Here is a 19985-nt window from a genome sequence, read left to right on the forward strand (position 1 = left end):
GAAAACGCTGGCCAAAGCGTATATCTCAGGGGCATGATGAATCAGATTCATCATGGACAATGATCAGCCTCGGGAGGTGTATAGTTGCGAAAGCTTCCGCCGCTCCACGGCCTGCGCGCCTTCGAGGCAGCGGCCAGGCATCTGCATTTCTCAGCTGCGGCCGAAGAGCTGCATCTGACACCGACGGCTATCAGCCATCAGGTGCGACAACTGGAGGAGATACTCGGCGTCGAGCTGTTTCGGCGCTATCCGCGCCCGGTGCGCCTTACACCTGCGGGCGAACAGCTGTTTCCGGTGCTCAGGGACTCCCTCGATCGAATCGCAACGGCCATCGAGCAGTTGTCAGACCGTCAGGATGGCCCGCTGCACCTTTCGGTCACAATGGCTTTTGCCAGCCGGTGGTTGATGCCTCGTCTGCCGCAACTGCGCGAAGAGACAGGATTGAGCGTTGCCATCGAGGCGGATGACCGCGTCGCGGATTTGCACGCCTCGGGCATCGACATTGCGATACGCTATGCCGAGCGCCCCGGCGCTGATGCCGAATGGCATCGGCTGTTTCCTGACCGCCTCGTGCCGGTTTGCGCTCCCGCCCTTCTGCCGGGCACGGAGCTGCTTTCGCCGGATCAAGTCCTCGCCCTCCCGTTACTGCACTATCGCTGGAGATCGGGAGCGGCCAATGCGCCGAGCTGGGAGCGGTGGCAGGCCCATGCACGGGCAGACGGCGCTTCACCGAAAATCAGCCAGACATTTTCCGAAGAAGTCCACGCTTTGGACGCCGCTCTGGCAGGTCAGGGAGCCGTGCTCGCCTCGGAACATCTCGTCGGAGATCAATTGAAGATAGGCGCGCTCCTGCGGCTGTCGGACATCGCCTTGCCGGGGCCAACCTACTGGGCGGTCTTCCTCACGAGCCATCCGGCAAAAGAACGGCTCACGACGCTGCTGGACTGGTTTCGGAAACAAACCTGACGGTCACAGATGCAGATTGTCGTACCGTCGCACCCGCTAGGTCGGCTCAAGCCTGAGAGGTCACGGACTGAAGTCTTCGCAAGAGGATTCAGTTGAGGAAACGGTTCTCACGAAGGACTGCTTTAGCGATACCCACGAACGCGCGAACCTTGGCGGAGGCGGACCTGCCCTCTGGATGCAGGATATGGATGGGCATCGGCGGCTCTTCATACTCGCTGAGTACGATCTGCAGATCTCCTGCCATAAGTGCCGGTCCGATCTGGTAGTGGAGAACTCTCGTCAGCCCCCGGCCTTGTCGTGCGAACGTGATCGCCGCTTCGTTGGTATTGCATTGGAGGGTGGCATCGATTGTCACGCGCTGTTCGTTGGCGAACCGCCATTCAGGCGAGGCCCAGGCGCCTGTCGAGACGGCGATGCGGTGATCCTTGAGGTCCGCTGGAGTATTCGGAATGCCATAACGCTCGAAATAGTCCGGCGATCCGCAGATAACACGCCGGACAGTGCCGACCTTTATGGACGAAAGACCCGAGTCCGGGAGACGGCCGATACGGACGGCTACATCGATCCCTTCATCGACAATATTGACGGGGCGATCAACGAAAAGGGTCTTGGCCTTCATTGCGGGATAAGCGTCGAGATATTGCATCACTATCGGAAGCACATGCATTTGGCCAAACAACACTGAAGCGGTCAGGGAAAGCGTTCCCGTCGGCGTGGCATCGGAGCCTCCCGCTGCGGCCTCTGCTTCAGCGATGTCCGCAAGAATCCGGCGGCAATCCTCGAAATAGCGTGACCCTGTCTCGGTCATCTTTACCGAGCGCGTCGTTCGTACGAACAGACGCGCTCCGATGAGATCCTCGAGTGAAGCGACGGCGCGTGTCACTGCAGGCGCGCTCATATTCAAGTGTCGGGCAGTTTCTGCAAAACTCTCGGTTTCGGCGACCTTCACGAATATTCGCATTGCTTGCCAACGATCCAACTGCTTACCTCCCAGTGCTGGAGACAATGGTAGGGATGTCGTGGGCAAGGAAGCAAGTCTTCATGAGAAACCGACCGTGGAACAGGAGCTCGACTGCCGGAATGCCGCGGCCATCTTCTCGATTTCCGCGCAGCTTCGCGCGCACAGTCCTGTGCGAAGAGCACGCTGACGGTTTTCTTCACAGACCGCCAGCGCCAGGGCTATCGCCATCGATGTCTTGAGATCGAAGCTGAACCCCCTTCGCGCGACGTCTATCTCTGCTCCCATCATGCCGATGGCGCGTGCGGATGCTTCCTGTTTCCGAAGCAAGAGAGAGTTGTTGCTCGTCGCAGTGAGCGCGAGTTCCACTGGCAGTCGGATGCGCTCGTCCAGCTTGAACCCGGTCATGGTCGATTTCTCCCAAACGTGGACCGTGATCCAGAGCATTTCCGCTTTTCTTTGGATCGCGAAACACGCTAACTCTTATATTAATGCGATTCTCGGACACTAAACCGCTTCGCACTTTTGCTGAGTTTGCCTTAAAAGCCGAAGTCGCTCAGGTCGGGGTGACCGTCTGGCCGGCGGCCAAGCGGCCAGCGAAACCTGCGCTCGGCTTCAGTGATCGGACGTTCGTTGATGCTGGCATGGCGGGTTCGCATCAGGCCGTCCTCGGCGAATTCCCAGTTCTCGTTGCCATAGGCGCGGAACCATTGACCGCTGTCATCGCAATACTCATAGGCGTAGCGCACTGCGATCCGGTTTCCTGTGAAGGCCCAGAGCTCCTTGATCAGGCGGTATTCCAGTTCCTTATTCCACTTGCGGGTCAGGAAGGCTTCGGCTTCGGCACGGTTTGTAACGAATTCAACGCGGTTGCGCCACCGCGTGTCCAAGGTATAGGCGAGAGCGACTTTCGCGGGATCGCGGGTATTCCAGCCATCTTCCGCAAGGCGGACCTTTTCGACGGCGCTTTGCTCCGTGAAAGGGGGAAGGGGGGGGCGAGACATCTTTTGGCTCCTCTGGTTGTCGAAACGACGTTCTCATATGTTCACAGTCAAGGCGGTCTGAAGCTGAAGATCGAGGTCGGGAATGTGGAGCAGTCCCGCCCTCAGACAGCAAGCTGGATACCGCCCCGGTTCTGGTCTGAAGGGACGGCGCAGCAGAGCAGGACCTCACCTTCGTCGACCTTTGCGGTCGGCTCCTTCAGATAGGTCACCGCGCCCTCGATCAGTTGGGTGCGGCATGTGCCGCAGTTTCCAGCCCGGCAACTGAACTCGGGTTCGAGACCGCGTCCTTCCGCCAGTTCCAGCAATGTGCCGGACCCGGGCGTCCAACGCGCCTCCTTCAGCGAATTCATGAACATGACAGGCACCGGCCGGGTGGATGGCAGCGTGCGGGCCGGAACTGGCACGATCGCGGCCACGTCAGAGGTTCGTTTCAGGGACGAAGGGCCGAAAGCCTCGGTATGGATGCGGTCGTCAGTGATCTCTAGGCCGCGAAGCCCGTCATAAATCGCCTGGGAGAACGACGGCGGACCACAGAGATAGAAATCATAGTCGTTAAACGGCAGGTAGCGGGCAAGCAGCGCCATGTCGATTCTGCCGGCGGCATCGTAATCGATGCCCATTTCGGCACCATCGATGTTGCTCAGGACGCGAACGACCTGCATCGCGCCTTTCGTCGCCGCGGCAAGTTCGGCTATTTCCTTTTCGAAGGGACGCTCGTCCTTTGAACGCGCGGCATGGAACAGCGTGACGGGACGAACTCGCTGCGTGCGAAGCCCTTCGTAGACAATGTGACGGAGCATCGCGAGCAGTGGCGTAATCCCGACGCCGCCGGCAACGAGCACGGCTGGGCGTTTCGCCCCGGCGTCAATCGTGAAGCCGCCGGCGGGTGCTCGCGCCTCGATTATGTCGCCAACGGCAACGCTGTCGTGCAGAAACTGCGATACCAGTCCGTTCCGCTTGACACTTATGCGGTAGGTGCCGTCCGAGGGAGCGACGGAAAGCGAGTAGGTGCGGATCACGGGCTTTTCGCGGCCTGGCGGCGTCACGCGAATCGGCAGGTGTTGCCCGGCGGCATGCGGCAGAAACCCCGCACCATCGCCTGGCTGCAGGTGGAACGAGCGGATCGTTTCGCTTTCCTTGACGATCCTGGTAACAGTCAGCGGGCGCCACTGCCTGGCAAGTTCAGCCGCGCGCAGCCGGTCGGCAGCCTGCGCCCAGTTGCCCGTCATCAGGGTACTTGGGGACCAACCGTCCTTTTTGAAGCCCCAACGCAGAGCCAAGGCATTGGCGCGGCGGACGATCCGCCGGGGCTTGAACGTCCAGAGTCGTTCGGCCCCCCGGAGGGCCGCGATCTCGGGGGAGTCCAGAATGACCTCCGCGTCACCGGTCATCTGCAGCATGTCGCCTGTCGTGAAGCCCACGAAAAGCAGCCCCGCCTTGCCGTTCAGCAGGATGTTGCCGAGCGTCGCGAAGAACAGGTTGCCGTCGAAGTCCGGGATCGTCAGCGTCCCGTCATCCCCGACACGGACGAAACCGGCATTTCCGCCACGATGGGAGACATCCACCTGCCGCCTGTCTTCGCGGTCGACATAGGATGCGACGAAGAAGGCGTCGGCACTTCTTATCATGGCACGGGCCGGATCGTCGAATTCGGGAAGGTCCTCCATGGTGCCAGAGAATGCCTGCCCGGGTTCGCGGGTGAACGCGAAATCACGCAGTTGGATATAGCGTGGACAGTTTCCGAAGCTCTGGTCGACGTTGACGCGAAAGCCGTCTTCCATCGCGGAAACGAACCCGTTCATGCGATTGCGCCGACGGGTATGCATCTCGATGCCGAGCAGACCGACCGGCTTGCCGTCCGCGATGCCCCCGCTGGCAGGGTCGTTTGCGTCCGTCGGCGCCGCAATGTCGAGCACGGTCGGCGAAGGAGAGGATATGAAGCCGAGATGGCCTTCGACGAAGGTCGCCCATGCGTCATCCACGGAATCGACGCTGCCGAGCACGATAAAGGGGAGTTGGGCGTAGAAGTCGCGATGCTGGTCGGGCATGTAGTCGCGGACGACGCGCTGGCCGACTTCGGCCATGCGTTCGACGACGCCCACCTTCTCTTGAAGGAGTCTTTCGCCTTCATGCCATGTCGGCAGTGTCTTGTCGTGCATGTCCCGCCCTCCAGGAGTGGCAGAGCGCGCGGGCAGGCACGCTCCGCTCGCATTCAGGCTGCTGCGAGGCCGACCGGCGTGCGGACGAAATCCACAAAACCCGGCAGCGCTTCCACACGGCGGAGGAAGGCGCCGACGGCCGGGTAGTCCGAAAGATCGACGTTTCCTTCGGGAGCGCGTGCCACATAGCTGTAGATGGCGACGTCTGCGATCGTCGGGCGGTCGCCAACCAGCCAGTCGCGACCGGTGAGCTGGCTTTCCATTCTGCCCAGTACCGTGTGCGCGCGATTGATGACTTCTTCCGGATTGAACTTGGCGCCGAAGACCGTGATCAGTCGCGCGGCGGCCGGGCCATAGGCGATTTCGCCGGCGGCAACCGACAGCCAGCGCTGGACGACGGCGGCACCCTTCGCATCGTCCGGCAGCCAATCGGTGCGGGCGGCCTTCTTCGCGAGATAGACCAGGATCGCGTTGGAATCGGAAATGAAGACACCACCGTCGTCGAGGACAGGGACCTGACCGAACGGATTCATTTCGAGGAAGTCCGTCTTCTTGTGTGCGCCCGACTTGAGATCGACTTCGACCAGGTCATGAGACAGGCCGAGCAGCGAAAGGAAGAGCCGTGCCCGGTGAGAATGGCCCGACAGCGGATGGTGATAAAGCTTCATTCTGCGCTCCTGCGAGTGTCGTCCGGGTCCATTCCCGATCCGCAGTCGCAGGGTGCTACGGACGATATTCAGACAGAACGCCCAAAGTTGGCACTTCATTATTACGCGATTCGTAATAATCGAACTTCTGCACCAGTCGGGAAAACAGGTAGCGCATACAGCGCACGCTGATCCGCTCCCCTGACAACGATACGCAATGATACGAAAGTGTTCCTATTCATGCGTGTCGAGGATTGAGCGGTAGAACCGACTGTGGTCTCCATCAAACCCGTCGATACCCCGTTTGGTCAGTATAGTGCGCGTTGGCGGATCGAGATGCCAGATCGCCTTGTCCGAAGCCCCTTCATACCAACGGATGTTGAACGCGCAGAGGTTCTTAAAGAAGAACAGCTCGGCATAGTCGTCTATGTGATCGCGAATCCACCACGCGAGAGGTCGGTAGTCTTCGGTTTTCCTGTAAAATTCGAGATAGGCCGGGATGAAAACGGTTACGGTTCCGCCAAGATGCCCATCGCTGTCGTGCCGGTCCCAAATGTGGCGTGCAGCATTCAGATCATTGTCTGTACACCAGCAGGCGGTGTCTCCCGCTCGAAAACGTTCGTTACAGAAGGCATTCAGGGTTGGAGAGCGGTAACCGCTGCGCACCGACACATGGCCGAACGCGCGTTTTAGCGGCTCCAGCAGCCGCGTTGCGACCGCACGCCCCACCTGCAAGGCAAGCTCAGGATCGTCGGGAACATTCGGAATTCCGTAAAAATTACCGACCTCCGAATACAACATCTCGCGCATAAAGAAATGTTCGGAAAGCTGCTGCCGCCCGAAGTCGGTCAACGCGGCAACATCCTTGATTGGTTGAGTAAATGCCATCTGACTAACTCTCCATGCTGAGCAGGGGGGGCACGGCTATCGCTCCCACTTAGCGGTCGTTCAAAGAGACTTTAAGGACACAGCAACCCGATAGGCTATCGGGGCAAGCGCACACGCCAGATTCGATCGTCGTCCACACGATCGCCGAGCTGAAACGTGCATCGTCCTACCTCTTCAAAGCCGTAACGAGCGTAGAATCGCTTGGCACGCTCGTTGTGATCAAAGACCGTCAGGTAAACTTCGCGTGCATTCTCGGTAGCTGCGGTTTCGAGAGCCCAACTCGTCAGGCGATCAGCAACGCCGGTACCATGCCACTGCCGCACGACGTAAAGTTGCTGCAGCTCCAACGCTGTCGGATCCGGATTAACGGCAGGCGCGCGGAGCGGGGTCAGTTTCGCATAGCCGATCGGCTGACCTGCGGCCACCCCCACCAGCCAGCGCACGCCAGGCGCGTTGAAGTCCCGCGACATGGTTCCGCCGGGACGATACACTTCCTCACAAAAACGCTCGAACGCGGCTGGCTCGTAGCGCTGCGAGAAAGTGTCGGTAAATACGCCTCGCGCGACCGGCAGCAGGCGATTGAGCAGGTCTGTATTTGGCTTCAGGAAAGCCACTTCTTCCAACTGCATAGATATGTCTCCCTGGTTGCTTGAACGCGCTTCAAATGAGTTGTTGGAACGTTTTCGCAACTCACGTACGCACAGGCGCGTTCTCCAGCAGGTCTTACCGACACCTGTCAGTTGCCTGCCTGAACGACGCACTATTCATGACGACAAGACAGAGCGCCGGAGCCACCGCTATGGCGATGCAGAGCCACCTGGCCGCATTGGCCGTGTCCATGCCGTCACCATCGCCGCTCGCCCCCGCAAGATTGACCACCAGTCCCGCGAAGGCCGCTCCGAATGCCGTGGCGCAAAGCTGCACCGTCATGATGGAAGAGGCCGCATTGTCTTCCTCGCCCTCTGGCGCCATCCGCAGCACAGCAGTCGACAGATGCGGATAGGAAAGGCCGACGCCTACTCCGCCGATCACCAGAGCTGCACAGATGAGGGTGAGCGGAAGCCAATCGCTGTCCACACTCGGCCAGGGTATGACGACACCGAGCACACCCATGGAGACAAGAGATAGAACCGGCCCTGCGTGCACCGCCCTGATGCGGCGATTACCCTGAAGCCCGGACCCATAGATTGCCGCCGCAGTCCAGCCCGCTGACATAACGGCGGCGATGTAGCCGGCTTGAAGAGGCGAGCTGCCATGCAACTCCTGCAGGAAGAGCGGCAGGAAGATCTCGGTGCAGGTGACCGTGACAGCCAGAAGCGCGGACGCAGCGTAGAGGCTGCCGAGCGCTGTGGGTAGTGTGAGCGTGCCGGCCGGGAGCAGTCTGTGCTTCGCCCGACGCTCGGCCACGACCATAAGTGCGACCAGAACCAGAGCCACCGTCATTGCGCCAGCCGTTGACGATATCCCGGCGCCGACGCCGCCCCAGGATGCGGCAAAGACGGCGAGCGTCAGCAGAGCAAGCTGCACGACAGGCAGCGGCTCCATCTCACCCGATCCCTCCTCGCGTGACGGTAGGACGAGGACTGCCGCGAGAGCAACGATCCCCGCAAGCGGAACCAGGAAGAAGAATGCGCCGCGCCACAGGCCGATCTCGGCGAAGATTCCACCGACCGCTGGACCGAGAAGGGTTGCAATGCCCCACATGCTGGACAGAAGCGCCAATGCGCGGGGCCACAGCGGTTCCGCGAAGACCCGGCGGACCATGGCATAGGCCAGCGCCAGCAATACGCCGCCACCGAAGCCCTGGATGAACCGCCCGACCAGCATGATTTCCATCGTGCTGGCAGTGGCGCATACCAGCGTACCGCCAATAAAGATGACCGTGGCCACGAGATAGCTGCCCCTCGGCCCTCCGCGGACAAGGAGCGGAGAGGATAGCGCTGCGCCTAGGATCGACGCGATGACAAACAGCGTCGTGTTCCAGGCGTAGTAGTCCAATCCGCCGATCTCACGGACGATGGACGGCAGGATCGTTGTCGAAATGTAGAGGTTGACCGCATGAAGGGCGACCCCGCCGCTCAACGCGAGGGAGCGGATCAGGTTGCCGCCGGAAAGCAGATCGCCCCAGCCTGGCGCGGTTGAAATCGTGTCCGTCCTCGTCATTGAAGAGTCTTTTCTGCGTCGCCGAGACGCGCGAGTTTGTCGGGATTGCGCATGATGTAGACGCCTTTCAGTGAACCTCGCGCGTCGCAGGCGAGGCTGACAGATGCGGCGATGTTCGCACCGTCGAAGACAAGCGCTCCACGGTTACCGTTGATGTCGGCGGGCTGCCATCTGTAACCCTGCCAGTAGCCATGAAGGGCTTCGCCCAGGAAATTGAGCACGTCCGTCTTGCCGAACAGGGGCATGAGCAAGGTTGGGGCCTTGCCGCCGCCATCGGCCCGAAGCTCGATGTCCTCTGCCATCAGCGCCGCGAGTTCTGTGGTCATTCCAGTCATGACCGCTGTCTGAAAAGCTGAGAGCAGTTCGTCCTGTCGCTCCTTTGGCACGGTCGCACCCGGTTCTGCACGCCCGACACGACTGCGCGCGCGTGAAACCAGCTTGCGGCAGGCCGCCTCCCGGACGCCTAGCGTAGCGGCGACATCCTCGTAGGACTGGTCGAATATCTCGCGCAGGAGAAAAGCCGCCCGTTCCTTTGGGGCGAGACGCTCCAGCATGAGCAGGAAGGCGAGAGAGAGTGATGCGGACAGTTCCACTACGCTTTCCGGCGTTTCCTCGGTCATCGTCTGGATCGGCTCCGGCAGCCACGCGCCTACATAGTCAATCCGCGTGCGGCGCGCCGAGCGCAGCATATCGATGCAACGGCGCGTACAGGCGGTGGTCAGCCAAGCCGCGGGATCGGAAACAGCCCCGTGCTCAGCGCTTCGCCACTTCAGCCATGTGTCCTGAACAGCATCTTCCGCTTCCGCGAATGAGCCGAGAATACGGTAAGCCAAACCAGTCAGAAACGGCCGCCGGGTCTCGAAAATGTCTGCGTCGCCCCCCATGTCAGTGCGCAGACACTTGAATGCGATTCCACAGATTGATCATCGCAACAGTGGTCGTGAGCGCGCTGATCTCGGCATCGCTGAAGTGCGCGCGCAGTTCGGCGCGCAGCGCGCCATAGTCGGTCTTGCGCTCGATCTGGGTCAGCGCTTCCGTCCATGCAAGAGCGGCGCGTTCCTTGGCGGAAAAGTCGCTCACATGATCCCAAACCACCAAGCGATCAAGCCGTTCATTGGTCTCGCCGTCGTCTCTGGCTTCCTTCGTGTGCATCTTCACGCAATAAGCACAGCCGTTAAGCTGGGATGCACGGAGCTGGACGAGATGGTGTAACATCCGGTCCAGACCATGTTCATCGATAGCAACGTGCACTTTTTCCAGCGCAACGAAGACATTGGGCACAGTCTTGTAATGATTTACGGGCTTATTCGTCATAGTCGCATCCTATAGTGAGCGTTACATCCCTATGACGATCCACAAAGGCAGTTTGTGACGTGCACCTCCAAAAATATGCGGTTCACGATCTGCCCCGCGTAGCCACTGTCCGCGGATGTTCAGACGTGTGCCGCTGAATTTACAAAATCTGGTCGGCTCGCTACGATATCACAGCGAGTGTCCGCCTGGTCACTGCAGGATCTGATTCTTGGCGATCGAGGAACGCGTCGCCGAGAGCGAAGCATCGCTATCAATCGTTCCTCTTCGCCACCGTGCAGACGACATTCCCTTCGAGTCGGAACGTCAGACGATTGCGACGTCACCGACAAAAAGTCAGTTATTGGCGAACAGCCCATCAAGGGGGACCGCAGGAGAAGCCGAGCGGCAACAATCCAGTTGAGCCGAACAATATCCTGAAAATTCAGATCTGGCATTCTTTATTTTAGAGTTTACATCAATGATTGCCAGGCGGATATATTTATTTCTATTAAAATCAATGTTGCGCAAAAAGAAATCATCGGTGGGCAAGCGTTCCGCTTGCGCGAACAACGTTCTTCTTTATTCAGGCTATTCTAAATTTCCATAGTCTCGGAATCTCTCTGTCAGGGCGCAGTATCGTTCGCCCGCGAGTAGAGAGGGTACGCCATGCTAAGCGTCGATTGGCGTGCACCGGCGACTTACGGGCACGCAAAAGCTATTCCCCCTGCCGGCTTTGCCTGGGAGTATCTCCGCCGTCACGAGGACTATCATCGTGATTTCCAGAGTATAACGCGAAAGCCGGAGCCGACTGCGGAGGAGCTGGAAACATTCTCGCGGCGATGGGGTTTGCGATTTCCCGTGTAACCCTGAAATCCCTCCTGACCGACAGTCCTTGTTCTGGATTCCAATCCTTCAACCACAAGCGATCCGCCTGTTGCCGGCGCCGCCTGAGACCGGGGAGACAGAACCAATCGTAAGATTGACCCATCTGCCCGGTCTCGACCTCCGGTATGCAGTGGACGGTTGGCATGGCCTTTGGAATGTGGATGGCGTCACACACCAGTTCTGGCTGCCTCAGTCCCTGCCTGATGCGGCAGCGTTCTATGCCGTATCGCTTCCGATGGACCCTTATATGGAGCTTCGTGCTCATGCTGCTCGCCGATTTTGGCGATCACTTAATGGGCGAGCTCCTGGGCCAGATTTTCGCACCATGCCAGCACAATTGCGCCGGTTTCATACTCGATCCTTGCGAGCCCTCGACGCTCGATTACGAAGCGAAAGCTATCGAACCATCGCCGAAGTCTTGCTTGGGTTTCGAGGCACCAAGGAGGATTGGGAGATTGATCCACGCAAGAACCAGGCTCGCCGCCTGGTAGCGCATGGCCTGAACATGATGCGGGGCGGCTATCGCCTGTTGCTGCATTATCCTATCAAATCGCCCGCTCGATAATTCGTCGGCAGTGATCAACGCTTGGCCGCGACCGCCTGCTCTAAAATACGACGGTATCCCGTATTCGTTAGCCATTGGGCTCGCGCGAGATGGCTTTCCCAACATTGCCGCGTCCGTGCCCCGTCGCTGATAGGATCGCGATGCAGCACGAGCCGAGCGACTTCCTGCCAATCCGCACCTGCTGCCTGCGCGTCCAGAAGGCGCAAATAGGTGACGTAGTGCCGTTCATCATAAGGCGTAATGTCACCTCCGCTTGGCGCTTGGTCGTCTACATCGGGATCAAGTTCAACAGGCGTTTGCATAAGCAATCCCCATATAGGGAAGGTTTCGTCTGCGGTGCGCCCCCGCAAACATCCTCTCTGACTCTTGGTGATCGGGGAGTTCGAAACCGCTGTTACACGGCCCCATGGCCTTTAGCTCGGTGAACCTGTTGCATACGCCACAGGCTCCCCGACCATAGGTCAAGGAGTGTGTTGCCGTATCGGCCGGCAACAACCGGTAACAGAGGGGTTTCGACGCCCCGGAGCAGCGCGTCACTACTCCGCCGACAGTCATAGCCGAACCGCGCGCGAATGTCTTGGCCGAATCCATGCGGCCGGCAGCGAGCCGCTGAATTCCCTCAACTTCTTCGCTTAGCGACGGCCTTCAAGGGGTGCCGCCAGCGCGTATGCGCAAATGCGGCACGCTACACGTCGCCGGCCCGCCGCCATCGTTCGCCGTAGCCCGCAGCCATCACGGCAGTGCGCATCAACGACGAACCTGGAGGTGATCCATGGCCATCCGTAATGCGGATATGCCGCCGCGCCTGCTGCGCACTCAGGAAGCCGCGCGCTTCCTCGGCCTGTCCATCCGCACCCTTGAGAAACACCGCACCTACGGGACCGGCCCGACCTATCGCAAGATCGGCGGCCGCGTCCTTTATGCGATCCGCGATCTGGAAGAGTGGGCCGACATCGGCATCCGCAAATCCACCCGCGACGCCAATGTCGGCACGGTTTTCCCCGCGCGTCCGTTGACGCCCGAAGAGCGGGGCAAGTGCTAAATGCTGCACGACGATCACAGCACCGCGCAGCCGACTGAGGCGAGCGAGCGCAACCACCTGGCCCCCTTCGTGGTCGCGACCGGCGACGCGGCCCCCCGCGATCAGCGCGACCTGATGGAGCGGCCCTTCTTCTCGCTCGCCAAGGCCAAGCGAACCGCGCCGATCCTCTACGAATCCGCCGGTGTGCGCGTCGAGGTCTTCGGCATGGCCGAATACGGCATGGCGACCATCTGGGACGCCGACGTGCTGATCTGGGCCGCCTCGCAGATCGTCGCGGCCGAGAACAACGGCCTTCGCACCTCGCGCTTCTTCCGCTTCACGCCCTATCAACTCCTCATGGCGATCGGCCGCGCCACCGGCGCGCGCGAATATCGCCTGCTCAAGAACGCGCTGATCCGCCTGCAATCGACGTCGATCCGCACGACGATCCGGCAGGGCGAGCATTGGCGGCGGCATCAATTCTCGTGGATCAACGAGTGGGAGGAGCTGACCACCCGCGACGGCCGTGTCGAGGGCATGGAGTTCGTCCTGCCGGACTGGTTCTATCGTGGCGTCACCGACCGTTCGCTCGTGCTGGCGATCGACCCGGCCTATTTCCGGCTGACCGGCGGCATCGAGCGGTGGCTCTATCGCGTTGCCCGAAAGCACGCCGGCCACCAGCCGCACGGCTGGTTGTTCGAGGTCGCCCACCTTCACCAGAAATCAGGCAGCCTGGCGCGGATTTCCGATTTCGCGCTCGACCTGCGCCGCATCGCCGCCAGGCAATCGCTGCTCGGCTACCGCCTCGAAATCTACCGCGAAGGCCGCCGCGACCTGCTGCAAATCCGGCCGCTCGATCCGTCCACAGTGCCTGTGGACAACGCTGTGGAAACACTCGTGACTTCGGGCGCAAAGGGTATCGGGACTTCGGCCGCAGCACTATCGGGATTTCGGGCGCACGGACCCCAGTTAAGCCTTTGGCCCGAAACGCGGAATCCGGCTGCTAACTTAGAGTCTAACAGAGAATCTAACTTTTCTTCTTTGACGCACCCGCGCGCGAGGCGTGGTGCCGGTGCCGCCCGATCCATCGCCGACGTGCTGCGCGACATGCTCGCCGACGACGACCGCCATGGAGGCCGGTCATGAGCGGCAGACCTTCGCACCGCGCGCATGGTCGTCCGCTGCCGGACGGGCCAGCGCCGTTCACCACCCTGGTCGAGCTGACCTTCGAGAAACGCAGGGTCGAGCACTGGATACGCTTCGGCCGCAAAGCCTACGAACAAATCCTCGACCGTCGCCGAAGCGTCGTCGGCTTCTCACCCGAGAGCATCTTCGCCTTCGTCCGCTGGGCGGCGGGCGAGCATGGCACGATCGTCTCGCGCATCGACATCGTGCGCGCTATCGGCCGCGGCGAGCCGTTCCAGACGCTGCCCTTCGTTCGCCCTGGTGGCGACATCCTGCTTCGGCTCGACGGCTGGCCGAAGGTGCAGCGCGCGCTTGAAGCGATCGACGCGGTGGAAGCCCTCGGCCTCGATGCCGCCGACGCTTCGCCCGATCACTGGCGGCACGTCCATAACCGGCTCAGCGCCGGGCTGGAGCCGAGCGCCTACACGCCCGAGCGCCATGCCGCATGGATCGGCCGCCGGAGGATCGATCCATGAGCCGCCGCCACATCCTAGCGGTGACGCTGCTCGCCGTAACCGGCGTCGCCGCCACCAGCGTCGCCGACATGCCATTGAGGTTCCTTTGGAACGTCACCGCCAGCGCGCCAGTCGGCCTCTACACCGTCGAACCGGCTGACCGGCTCACCGTGCCCGAGCTGGTCGCGGTCATGCCGCCCGAACCGCTCGCCGGATTCATGGTGGCGCGTGGCTATGTCGGGCGCGGCCTGCCGCTGCTGAAGCGCGTCGTCGGTCTTCCCGGCCAGCGGGTTTGCCGCATCGGTCGCACCGTCACCGTCGATGGCGTGGCGATGGGCGATGCGCTCGACCGTGACCGGATCGGCCGCGAACTGCCCGTCTGGCGCGGATGCCGCGTCGTCGCGCGGGACGAGCTCTTCCTGATGAACAGCGAGGTCCGCGATAGCCTGGACGGCCGCTACTTCGGCCCGCTTCCAGCGAGCGCCGTCGTCGGCCGCGCGCTGCCGCTCTGGACCGACGAGGACGGCGACGGCCGCTTCGTCTGGCGCACGCCGACGCACTGATTTCCCAACCACAACACTAGCAAGGAGACTTCCTATGCCGCAGATTGGTCAATTCTCGCGCGACGCATCCGGCTTCGCCGGTGAGCTTGTGACGCTCACTCTCAAGCGTGAACTCGTCATCGTTCCCGCCGAACATTCGGACGCAGAGAACGCCCCGGACTACCGCGTCCATGTCATTGCGCATGACGGCCCCGAGGTCGGCGCGGCGTGGAAACGCACCGGCGAGAAGGCCGGCGAATATCTCTCCGTGCTGCTCGACGATCCGGCATTGCCGCAGCCGATCCGCGCCAACCTGTTCCGCGACGACGATGCGGGATCGTCATGGTCCCTGCACTGGACGCGCCTGAAACCGCGCGAAGAGCGGGATTGAAGCCATGCGTCATCCCGTCATCATCGCGCTCAAAGCCTCTATTCCTTTGTTCGCGGGAAAGCCGTCTCATTCCTTCGTCCCGCTCGACCACAAGTCGGCCGGCGCGCGCAGCGAAGGTCAAGGGCGGCCACCGGCCGGCGCATCGCGCGTACCCTTGACCGCAGCGAGCACGCTGGCAGGCTGGCGGTTCGGCGGAGAAAGGCGGGCACGGCGTTATGCCGTTACCCTGCTTGCTGGCGCGCTCGCGCTCGGCGCGGGACCGGCGATGACCTTGGCGCAATCCGCGCCGGTCGCCCGCACGGTCGCCGTCGATCCGCATGGCGGTCATATTGCCGAGGCATCGCAGCGCTTCGGCATTCCCGAGCATTGGATACGCGCCGTGCTGCGCGCCGAAAGCGTGGGCGATGTGCGCGCGATCTCGTCGGCCGGCGCGATCGGACTCATGCAGGTCATGCCCGACACCTGGGCGGGACTGCGCGTGCGCTACCGCCTCGGCCGCGACCCTTACGATCCCCGCGACAACATCCTCGCAGGCACCGCCTATCTGCGCGAGATGTGGGATCGCTATGGCACTGTCGCGGCGATGCTCGCCGCCTACAATGCCGGTCCCGGCCGCTATAACGAGCATCGCGCGACGGGCCGCCCGCTGCCGGCCGAAACCCGCGCCTATGTTACCGCGCTCGCGCCAGCACTCGGCGGCGCGGTCGCGGCCGGGACGCCGGAGAAGCAATCCGGGCCGCCGCCCGATTGGCGCGACGCACCACTCTTCGTCATGCGTACGAGCGACAGGCGCAGCGCCGATCCGGTGCAGACCATCGGCACATCAGGCGACGCTCGCCCGGCCGTTCCGGTGCGCGAGCGCCGCGATGCAGAGCCGCGTGACGGCAGCATGTTCGTTGCGCGGGCCGACGACGGGAGAGCGCCATGAGGATGGCGTTCCCGCGTCCGCTTGCGCTGGTTCCGGTGTGCAGTCAGGCAGGGTCGCGCCTGGCTGCATTCCCGGTCGGAAGGGCGGAAAGGTCAGAAAAGGCGGAGGGCAAGATAAAGCAAACCGGCACCATGCGGCGGCGGTTTCTGGGCAAGCCCTTGTCTGCACACTGTTTTGGGGCGGCGCTGGCGGCACCTTCATTCTGGAGCCCGCGTGCCGCGTCTCGGCGCAAAGCCTTGGCTTTGCAGGGTTTCGACCGGCACTCTAGCCTGAAATCGGGCTGTTCTCCGTGTTTCCGGCCGGAGGCGCGTCCATGAGCGCCGACGATGAATTCCGCTTCCGTCCGAAACCCGGCCGCATCCGCGCCGATATGCCAAAGGCGGGCAAGGCGAAGAGCTTTCTCACCCAGGCGAAGAAGCTCGCCCGCCAGCACAGCAACAGCCCGTCGCGGCCATCATCGTCATCGTCGCCGCGCTCCAGATCGGCGGCGGCCACGAAGGGCGGCAAGGCCGCGCGCTCCGCCAAGGGGCCGGGCCTGAAGCGCGGCCGCGGCGCAGCGTTCGTGCGCGCCCGCACCCTGTCGGGCGGATGGAAGCATAGCGCGCCGGGAATGCGCCGCGTCGTGGTCAAAACCCGCTACGTCCAGGGCGCGGGCAAGAACGGCAAATCCGCCGCCCATATCCGCTACATCCAGCGCGACGGCACCTCGCGCGCCGGCGAGCGCGGCCAGCTCTATTCGGCGACCGAGGACCGCGCCGATGGTGCTGCCTTCGTCGAGCGCGGCACGGACGATCGCCACCAGTTTCGGTTCATCGTCTCGCCCGAGGACGGCGCGGACCTTTCGGACCTCACGGCCTATACCCGCGACCTCATGGCCCAGGTCGAAACCGATCTCGGCACCCGGCTCGATTGGGTCGCGGTCAATCACCACAACACCGGGCACCCCCATGTCCATGTCATCGTGCGCGGCAAGGACGAGCTGGGCCAGAACCTCGTCATCAACGGCGACTATCTCGCCAACGGCATCCGCGAGCGGGCGAGCGATCTGACCACGCTGGAGCTTGGCCCCGTCACCGAGATCGAGCAGAGCCGCAAGCTCTCGGCCGAAGTCGATCAGGACCGCTTCACCCGAATCGACCGGGCCATGACCGAGGAAGCAAATGAACGGTTCCTCGACCTGCGCCATGAGCCTGCCGATCATCGCCGTCGGTTCGACCGCACGCTGCGCCTGCGCCGCCTCGCCAAGCTGGAGAAGATGGGCCTCGCCACCGAGCACGCGCCCGGCGTCTGGGAACTCGGTGAGCGGATGGAACCTGCGCTGCGCGAGCTGGGCGAGCGCGGCGACATCATCCGCAACATGCACAAGGCGCTGAAGGCCGATGGGCTGGAGCGCGACCCCATGACCTTCCAGATTCACGACGCAGCGCCCGAAGTCCCGATCACCGGCCGCATCATCGACAAATATCTCACCGACGAGCTAGGCGAGAACCTGACCGTCGTGGTCGACGGCATCGACGGGCGCACGCACCATGTCGCGAGCATCGACCCGGCCCGCATCGCGGACGCCCGGATCGGCAGCGTCGTCGAGATTGGCCCACCCGACACCGCGAGCCGTCCGTCCGACCGCACCATCGCCGGCATCGCCCAAGGCGGCATCTATCGGCCGAGCCGCCATCTCGAACAGGCCAGGTTCGAGGGCCGCGTGCCGGGCGGCGACTATGATGGTTATGTCGATGCACATGTGCGCCGGCTAGAAGCCCTGCGCCGTGCCGGCATCGCCGAGCGGATCGACGCCGACCAGTGGCGCATCCCCGAGGATTTCGAGAGCCGCGCCGCCACCTATGACGCGGGCCGCAACCGGCAGGCCAATATCCGTATTCTCTCGGCCGCCCAGCTCGAACAGCAGATCGGCGCGGACGGCGCGACCTGGCTCGACCGGCGCTTGGTGACGCCCGACGCTAACGACCTTGCGCCGACCGGCTTCGGCCAGCAGGTTCGCGAGGCGATGGACCGCCGCCGGGAGCATCATATCGAACGGGGCGATGCGGCCCGCCAGCCGAACGGCGGCATCGCCTATCGGCGCAATCTCCTCGCCACGCTGCGCGAGCGCGAGGTCGCCCGCGTCGGCGGCGAGTTGGCCGCGACGAAGGGCCTGCCGTTCCGCGCCGCGACCGATGGCGAGACCGTCTCCGGCAAGTTCACCGGGACCGTCCAGCTATCGAGCGGCAAGTTCGCCCTGGTCGAGCAGAGCCACGAATTCACCCTTGTCCCTTGGCGGCCGGTCATAGACCGACACCTAAGCCGCGAGATCACGGGTGTTGTGCAGGCCGGTTCGGTATCGTGGCAATTGGGACGACAAAGAGGATTGGGGCTTTGACGCGCATGCGCCCCACCGCTTGCTCGCCGAGGCTGGCAACCCGCTCCGCGTCACGATGGCAGTTTGTCTAATCAGTCGCCAGATGGCGTTCTGCCTAGAATGAGGGCGAAGCGGATCAGCACTGTTTTCAGCTTGGTATCCGCGAGGTGCTACCCGACATCAGCAATATCTTCGCCGATCAAACTGCGCAGCATTCGTAAGCCTGCAAGCAGAGCGTCGCGCGGCGGCGCTGAAAGCGCAATTCGCACGGCGTTCGGTGCATGGCCTGGGCCAACTGCAAACGCGCTTCCTCCACAGATGGCGATCCCGCGCTTGGATGCTGCCGCGACGAAGGTCTCTGCCCTCCATTCACCGGGCAGCTCCAACCAAAGATGGTATGCGCGAGGATCGCTCGACATTCTCAAGCCAGATAACACATCTCGTGCCATCGCCTGTCGTGCAACCGCGTCGTCCCGCTTGAGCTTACCAATTCGGTCAGCCGACCCGTCCACGATCAACTGCAAACCCACCGTGAGCGGCAATCCCGAAGCGGACCATGCGCCGGCGCGTATGGCGCCAGCGATCCGATCGCACAGATGTGCTGGCGAGGCGATGAAGCCCAAAGTCACCCCAGGCGCGACACGCTTCGAGAAACTGTCAACCACGATGACATGGTCAGGCGCCAGAGCCGCCAGCGGCTCCGCGTCAGTGAGAAAGCCATAGATCGCGTCCTCGATTGCAATCATGTCAGTTTGCTGAAGTATCCTGGCGATTTCTCGTCGTCGAGAAACACCCATGGTAATGCCCAGTGGGTTGTGCAGGCACGGTTGAAGATAGATTGCGCTCAACGGCCCCGCCTGGTGTGCTTCCAGAAGTGCATCGGGCACTATACCTTCCGCATCGAGTTTGAGCGGCACCAGCGATACTCCGAGCCGCGCGGCAATGCCTTTGACGACAGGATAGGTCAGCGCTTCAACGCCAATCCTGTCGCCAGGTCTGGCGAGCGCTGCTACGGCCGCGGCGATTGCTTGCTTGCCGTTGCCGGTGAACAGAATGTTTGCAGCCTCCGGCGTCCACCCACCGCGAGCCAGAAATCCTGATACGATTGTCCTGACCGGGAGCGAAGCTGTTGCCCCGACAGGCTGGAGCGCCTGGTGAATCGTGTCCAACCGGAGCGTAGAGTGAAAGGCTTGCAATAAATCGGCGGCCTGTTCAGGCAAAATCGGAAAGTTCAGTTCGAGATCGAGCGGGGCGAAAGCTGGCTCGGTAAGCGCAGGATCAGACTGGGCCAGCGCCGACCGGATGAAAGTCCCTCTGCCGACTTCTCCTGAAATCAATCCCCGTCGCGAGAGTTCCGCATAAACTCGGCTGGCCGTGGATGCGGCGATTCCCCGTTGATAGGCAAACTCGCGTTGTGGCAGCAGGCGTTCTCCCGGCCGCAGGCGTCCAGAGGGGCATTGTTGCAGAAGTCGGCTTCAGGACATGATGGCCCTTTCCCCAGCTGAGGTCAGGCCACGCGTTCGATCTCGGCGGTGCCGAGGGCGTTGAAGCGGTTCATCAGGGCGACGCGGATGTGGAT

General features: G+C 62.3%; 23 protein-coding genes. 10 read left to right on the forward strand and 13 right to left on the reverse strand.

Annotation, left to right across the window (positions count from 1 at the left end):
* The first annotated feature begins 84 nt into the window (after nt 1-84).
* Nucleotides 85-966 carry a LysR substrate-binding domain-containing protein gene (locus QPR87_RS21955; RefSeq protein WP_285051362.1) on the forward strand — a complete coding sequence of 294 codons (882 nt, stop codon included), beginning with the start codon at nt 85-87 and terminating at the stop codon, nt 964-966.
* An 88-nt stretch (nt 967-1054) separates the two neighbouring features.
* On the opposite strand, the gene QPR87_RS21960 is transcribed toward QPR87_RS21955, so the two are convergent.
* The 11 genes from QPR87_RS21960 to QPR87_RS22010 form a co-directional block, all read right to left on the reverse strand.
* A complete protein-coding gene (locus QPR87_RS21960) occupies nt 1055-1927 on the reverse strand; it encodes a LysR family transcriptional regulator (RefSeq protein ID WP_285051378.1) in 873 nt (290 codons plus the stop codon).
* A 78-nt stretch (nt 1928-2005) separates the two neighbouring features.
* The gene (locus tag QPR87_RS21965; protein WP_285051363.1) at nt 2006-2371 is read right to left on the reverse strand and encodes a hypothetical protein; all 366 of its coding nucleotides are present in this window, start codon (nt 2369-2371) and stop codon (nt 2006-2008) included.
* A gap of 92 nt (nt 2372-2463) precedes the next feature.
* Nucleotides 2464-2928 (reverse strand): nuclear transport factor 2 family protein, encoded by a 465-nt coding sequence (locus QPR87_RS21970; protein WP_109989436.1) that lies wholly within the window; start codon nt 2926-2928, stop codon nt 2464-2466.
* A gap of 101 nt (nt 2929-3029) precedes the next feature.
* Nucleotides 3030-5087, reverse strand: a complete 2058-nt coding sequence (locus QPR87_RS21975; RefSeq protein WP_285051364.1) for a 2Fe-2S iron-sulfur cluster-binding protein — start codon at nt 5085-5087, stop codon at nt 3030-3032.
* Nucleotides 5088-5140: 53 nt separating this feature from the next.
* Complete coding sequence (locus tag QPR87_RS21980; protein ID WP_285051365.1) at nt 5141-5755, reverse strand: glutathione S-transferase family protein; 615 nt, start codon at nt 5753-5755, stop codon at nt 5141-5143.
* 213 nt (nt 5756-5968) lie between these two features.
* Entirely contained in the window at nt 5969-6622 is a 654-nt protein-coding gene (locus QPR87_RS21985) for a hypothetical protein (protein WP_285051366.1), read from the reverse strand.
* Between the two features lie 95 nt (nt 6623-6717).
* On the reverse strand, nt 6718-7251 hold the full coding sequence (locus tag QPR87_RS21990; protein WP_125270196.1) for a GNAT family N-acetyltransferase: 534 nt from the start codon (nt 7249-7251) through the stop codon (nt 6718-6720).
* Between the two features lie 94 nt (nt 7252-7345).
* Nucleotides 7346-8785 (reverse strand): MFS transporter, encoded by a 1440-nt coding sequence (locus QPR87_RS21995; protein ID WP_285051368.1) that lies wholly within the window; start codon nt 8783-8785, stop codon nt 7346-7348.
* Nucleotides 8782-9669 carry an RNA polymerase sigma factor SigJ gene (gene sigJ / locus QPR87_RS22000; RefSeq protein ID WP_285051369.1) on the reverse strand — a complete coding sequence of 296 codons (888 nt, stop codon included), beginning with the start codon at nt 9667-9669 and terminating at the stop codon, nt 8782-8784. The genes QPR87_RS21995 and sigJ overlap by 4 nt, the downstream gene beginning before the upstream one ends.
* Nucleotide 9670: 1 nt before the next feature.
* Nucleotides 9671-10099 (reverse strand): carboxymuconolactone decarboxylase family protein, encoded by a 429-nt coding sequence (locus QPR87_RS22005; RefSeq protein ID WP_109989429.1) that lies wholly within the window; start codon nt 10097-10099, stop codon nt 9671-9673.
* A gap of 333 nt (nt 10100-10432) precedes the next feature.
* Nucleotides 10433-10648, reverse strand: coding sequence for a hypothetical protein (locus QPR87_RS22010; RefSeq protein ID WP_285051370.1), 216 nt, complete (start codon nt 10646-10648; stop codon nt 10433-10435).
* A 96-nt stretch (nt 10649-10744) separates the two neighbouring features.
* Between QPR87_RS22010 and QPR87_RS23705 the strand changes: the two genes are divergently transcribed.
* Both QPR87_RS23705 and QPR87_RS22015 read left to right on the forward strand, forming a co-directional pair.
* Nucleotides 10745-10942, forward strand: a complete 198-nt coding sequence (locus tag QPR87_RS23705) for a transcriptional regulator domain-containing protein (RefSeq protein WP_125270199.1) — start codon at nt 10745-10747, stop codon at nt 10940-10942.
* 268 nt (nt 10943-11210) lie between these two features.
* Nucleotides 11211-11528, forward strand: a complete 318-nt coding sequence (locus QPR87_RS22015; RefSeq protein ID WP_285051380.1) for a DUF2285 domain-containing protein — start codon at nt 11211-11213, stop codon at nt 11526-11528.
* A 14-nt stretch (nt 11529-11542) separates the two neighbouring features.
* Here the strand turns inward: QPR87_RS22015 and QPR87_RS22020 are convergent, their stop codons facing one another.
* Nucleotides 11543-11830, reverse strand: coding sequence for a DNA -binding domain-containing protein (locus QPR87_RS22020; RefSeq protein WP_125270200.1), 288 nt, complete (start codon nt 11828-11830; stop codon nt 11543-11545).
* Nucleotides 11831-12300: 470 nt separating this feature from the next.
* On the opposite strand from QPR87_RS22020, the gene QPR87_RS22025 reads away from it, so the two are divergent.
* The 7 genes from QPR87_RS22025 to QPR87_RS22055 all read left to right on the forward strand — a co-directional run bounded on the left by QPR87_RS22025 (nt 12301) and on the right by QPR87_RS22055 (nt 18427).
* Nucleotides 12301-12570, forward strand: coding sequence for a helix-turn-helix transcriptional regulator (locus tag QPR87_RS22025; RefSeq protein ID WP_285051371.1), 270 nt, complete (start codon nt 12301-12303; stop codon nt 12568-12570).
* A complete protein-coding gene (locus QPR87_RS22030; RefSeq protein ID WP_285051372.1) occupies nt 12571-13695 on the forward strand; it encodes a replication initiator protein A in 1125 nt (374 codons plus the stop codon).
* The gene (locus QPR87_RS22035; protein WP_285051373.1) at nt 13692-14210 is read left to right on the forward strand and encodes a DUF2840 domain-containing protein; all 519 of its coding nucleotides are present in this window, start codon (nt 13692-13694) and stop codon (nt 14208-14210) included. The genes QPR87_RS22030 and QPR87_RS22035 overlap by 4 nt, the downstream gene beginning before the upstream one ends.
* Complete coding sequence (locus tag QPR87_RS22040; protein ID WP_285051374.1) at nt 14207-14752, forward strand: S26 family signal peptidase; 546 nt, start codon at nt 14207-14209, stop codon at nt 14750-14752. The genes QPR87_RS22035 and QPR87_RS22040 overlap by 4 nt, the downstream gene beginning before the upstream one ends.
* A 34-nt stretch (nt 14753-14786) precedes the next feature.
* A complete protein-coding gene (locus tag QPR87_RS22045; RefSeq protein ID WP_285051375.1) occupies nt 14787-15122 on the forward strand; it encodes a DUF736 domain-containing protein in 336 nt (111 codons plus the stop codon).
* Nucleotides 15123-15126: 4 nt separating this feature from the next.
* Nucleotides 15127-16050 carry a lytic transglycosylase domain-containing protein gene (locus tag QPR87_RS22050; RefSeq protein ID WP_285051377.1) on the forward strand — a complete coding sequence of 308 codons (924 nt, stop codon included), beginning with the start codon at nt 15127-15129 and terminating at the stop codon, nt 16048-16050.
* 1144 nt (nt 16051-17194) lie between these two features.
* Nucleotides 17195-18427 carry a DUF3363 domain-containing protein gene (locus QPR87_RS22055; RefSeq protein ID WP_285051382.1) on the forward strand — a complete coding sequence of 411 codons (1233 nt, stop codon included), beginning with the start codon at nt 17195-17197 and terminating at the stop codon, nt 18425-18427.
* A 149-nt stretch (nt 18428-18576) separates the two neighbouring features.
* Here QPR87_RS22055 and QPR87_RS22060 read toward each other — a convergent pair whose 3' ends face one another.
* Nucleotides 18577-19743, reverse strand: a complete 1167-nt coding sequence (locus tag QPR87_RS22060; RefSeq protein WP_350310473.1) for an aminotransferase-like domain-containing protein — start codon at nt 19741-19743, stop codon at nt 18577-18579.
* Nucleotides 19744-19985 lie beyond the last annotated feature (242 nt).

This window comes from Paracoccus sp. SSJ (genome assembly GCF_030234105.1).
GTDB classification, from domain to species: domain Bacteria; phylum Pseudomonadota; class Alphaproteobacteria; order Rhodobacterales; family Rhodobacteraceae; genus Paracoccus; species Paracoccus denitrificans.

Coding starts and splice junctions, on each gene's coding strand:
- QPR87_RS21960 (WP_285051378.1), bottom strand. CDS start 1,927: ATGCGAATATTCGTGAAGGTCGCCGAAACCGAGAGTTTTGCAGAAACT.
- QPR87_RS21965 (WP_285051363.1), bottom strand. CDS start 2,371: ATGCTCTGGATCACGGTCCACGTTTGGGAGAAATCGACCATGACCGGG.
- QPR87_RS21970 (WP_109989436.1), bottom strand. CDS start 2,928: ATGTCTCGCCCCCCCCTTCCCCCTTTCACGGAGCAAAGCGCCGTCGAA.
- QPR87_RS21975 (WP_285051364.1), bottom strand. CDS start 5,087: ATGCACGACAAGACACTGCCGACATGGCATGAAGGCGAAAGACTCCTT.
- QPR87_RS21980 (WP_285051365.1), bottom strand. CDS start 5,755: ATGAAGCTTTATCACCATCCGCTGTCGGGCCATTCTCACCGGGCACGG.
- QPR87_RS21985 (WP_285051366.1), bottom strand. CDS start 6,622: ATGGCATTTACTCAACCAATCAAGGATGTTGCCGCGTTGACCGACTTC.
- QPR87_RS21990 (WP_125270196.1), bottom strand. CDS start 7,251: ATGCAGTTGGAAGAAGTGGCTTTCCTGAAGCCAAATACAGACCTGCTC.
- QPR87_RS21995 (WP_285051368.1), bottom strand. CDS start 8,785: ATGACGAGGACGGACACGATTTCAACCGCGCCAGGCTGGGGCGATCTG.
- sigJ (WP_285051369.1), bottom strand. CDS start 9,669: ATGGGGGGCGACGCAGACATTTTCGAGACCCGGCGGCCGTTTCTGACT.
- QPR87_RS22005 (WP_109989429.1), bottom strand. CDS start 10,099: ATGACGAATAAGCCCGTAAATCATTACAAGACTGTGCCCAATGTCTTC.
- QPR87_RS23705 (WP_125270199.1), top strand. CDS start 10,745: ATGCTAAGCGTCGATTGGCGTGCACCGGCGACTTACGGGCACGCAAAA.
- QPR87_RS22015 (WP_285051380.1), top strand. CDS start 11,211: ATGGAGCTTCGTGCTCATGCTGCTCGCCGATTTTGGCGATCACTTAAT.
- QPR87_RS22020 (WP_125270200.1), bottom strand. CDS start 11,830: ATGCAAACGCCTGTTGAACTTGATCCCGATGTAGACGACCAAGCGCCA.
- QPR87_RS22025 (WP_285051371.1), top strand. CDS start 12,301: ATGGCCATCCGTAATGCGGATATGCCGCCGCGCCTGCTGCGCACTCAG.
- QPR87_RS22030 (WP_285051372.1), top strand. CDS start 12,571: ATGCTGCACGACGATCACAGCACCGCGCAGCCGACTGAGGCGAGCGAG.
- QPR87_RS22035 (WP_285051373.1), top strand. CDS start 13,692: ATGAGCGGCAGACCTTCGCACCGCGCGCATGGTCGTCCGCTGCCGGAC.
- QPR87_RS22040 (WP_285051374.1), top strand. CDS start 14,207: ATGAGCCGCCGCCACATCCTAGCGGTGACGCTGCTCGCCGTAACCGGC.
- QPR87_RS22045 (WP_285051375.1), top strand. CDS start 14,787: ATGCCGCAGATTGGTCAATTCTCGCGCGACGCATCCGGCTTCGCCGGT.
- QPR87_RS22050 (WP_285051377.1), top strand. CDS start 15,127: ATGCGTCATCCCGTCATCATCGCGCTCAAAGCCTCTATTCCTTTGTTC.
- QPR87_RS22055 (WP_285051382.1), top strand. CDS start 17,195: ATGACCGAGGAAGCAAATGAACGGTTCCTCGACCTGCGCCATGAGCCT.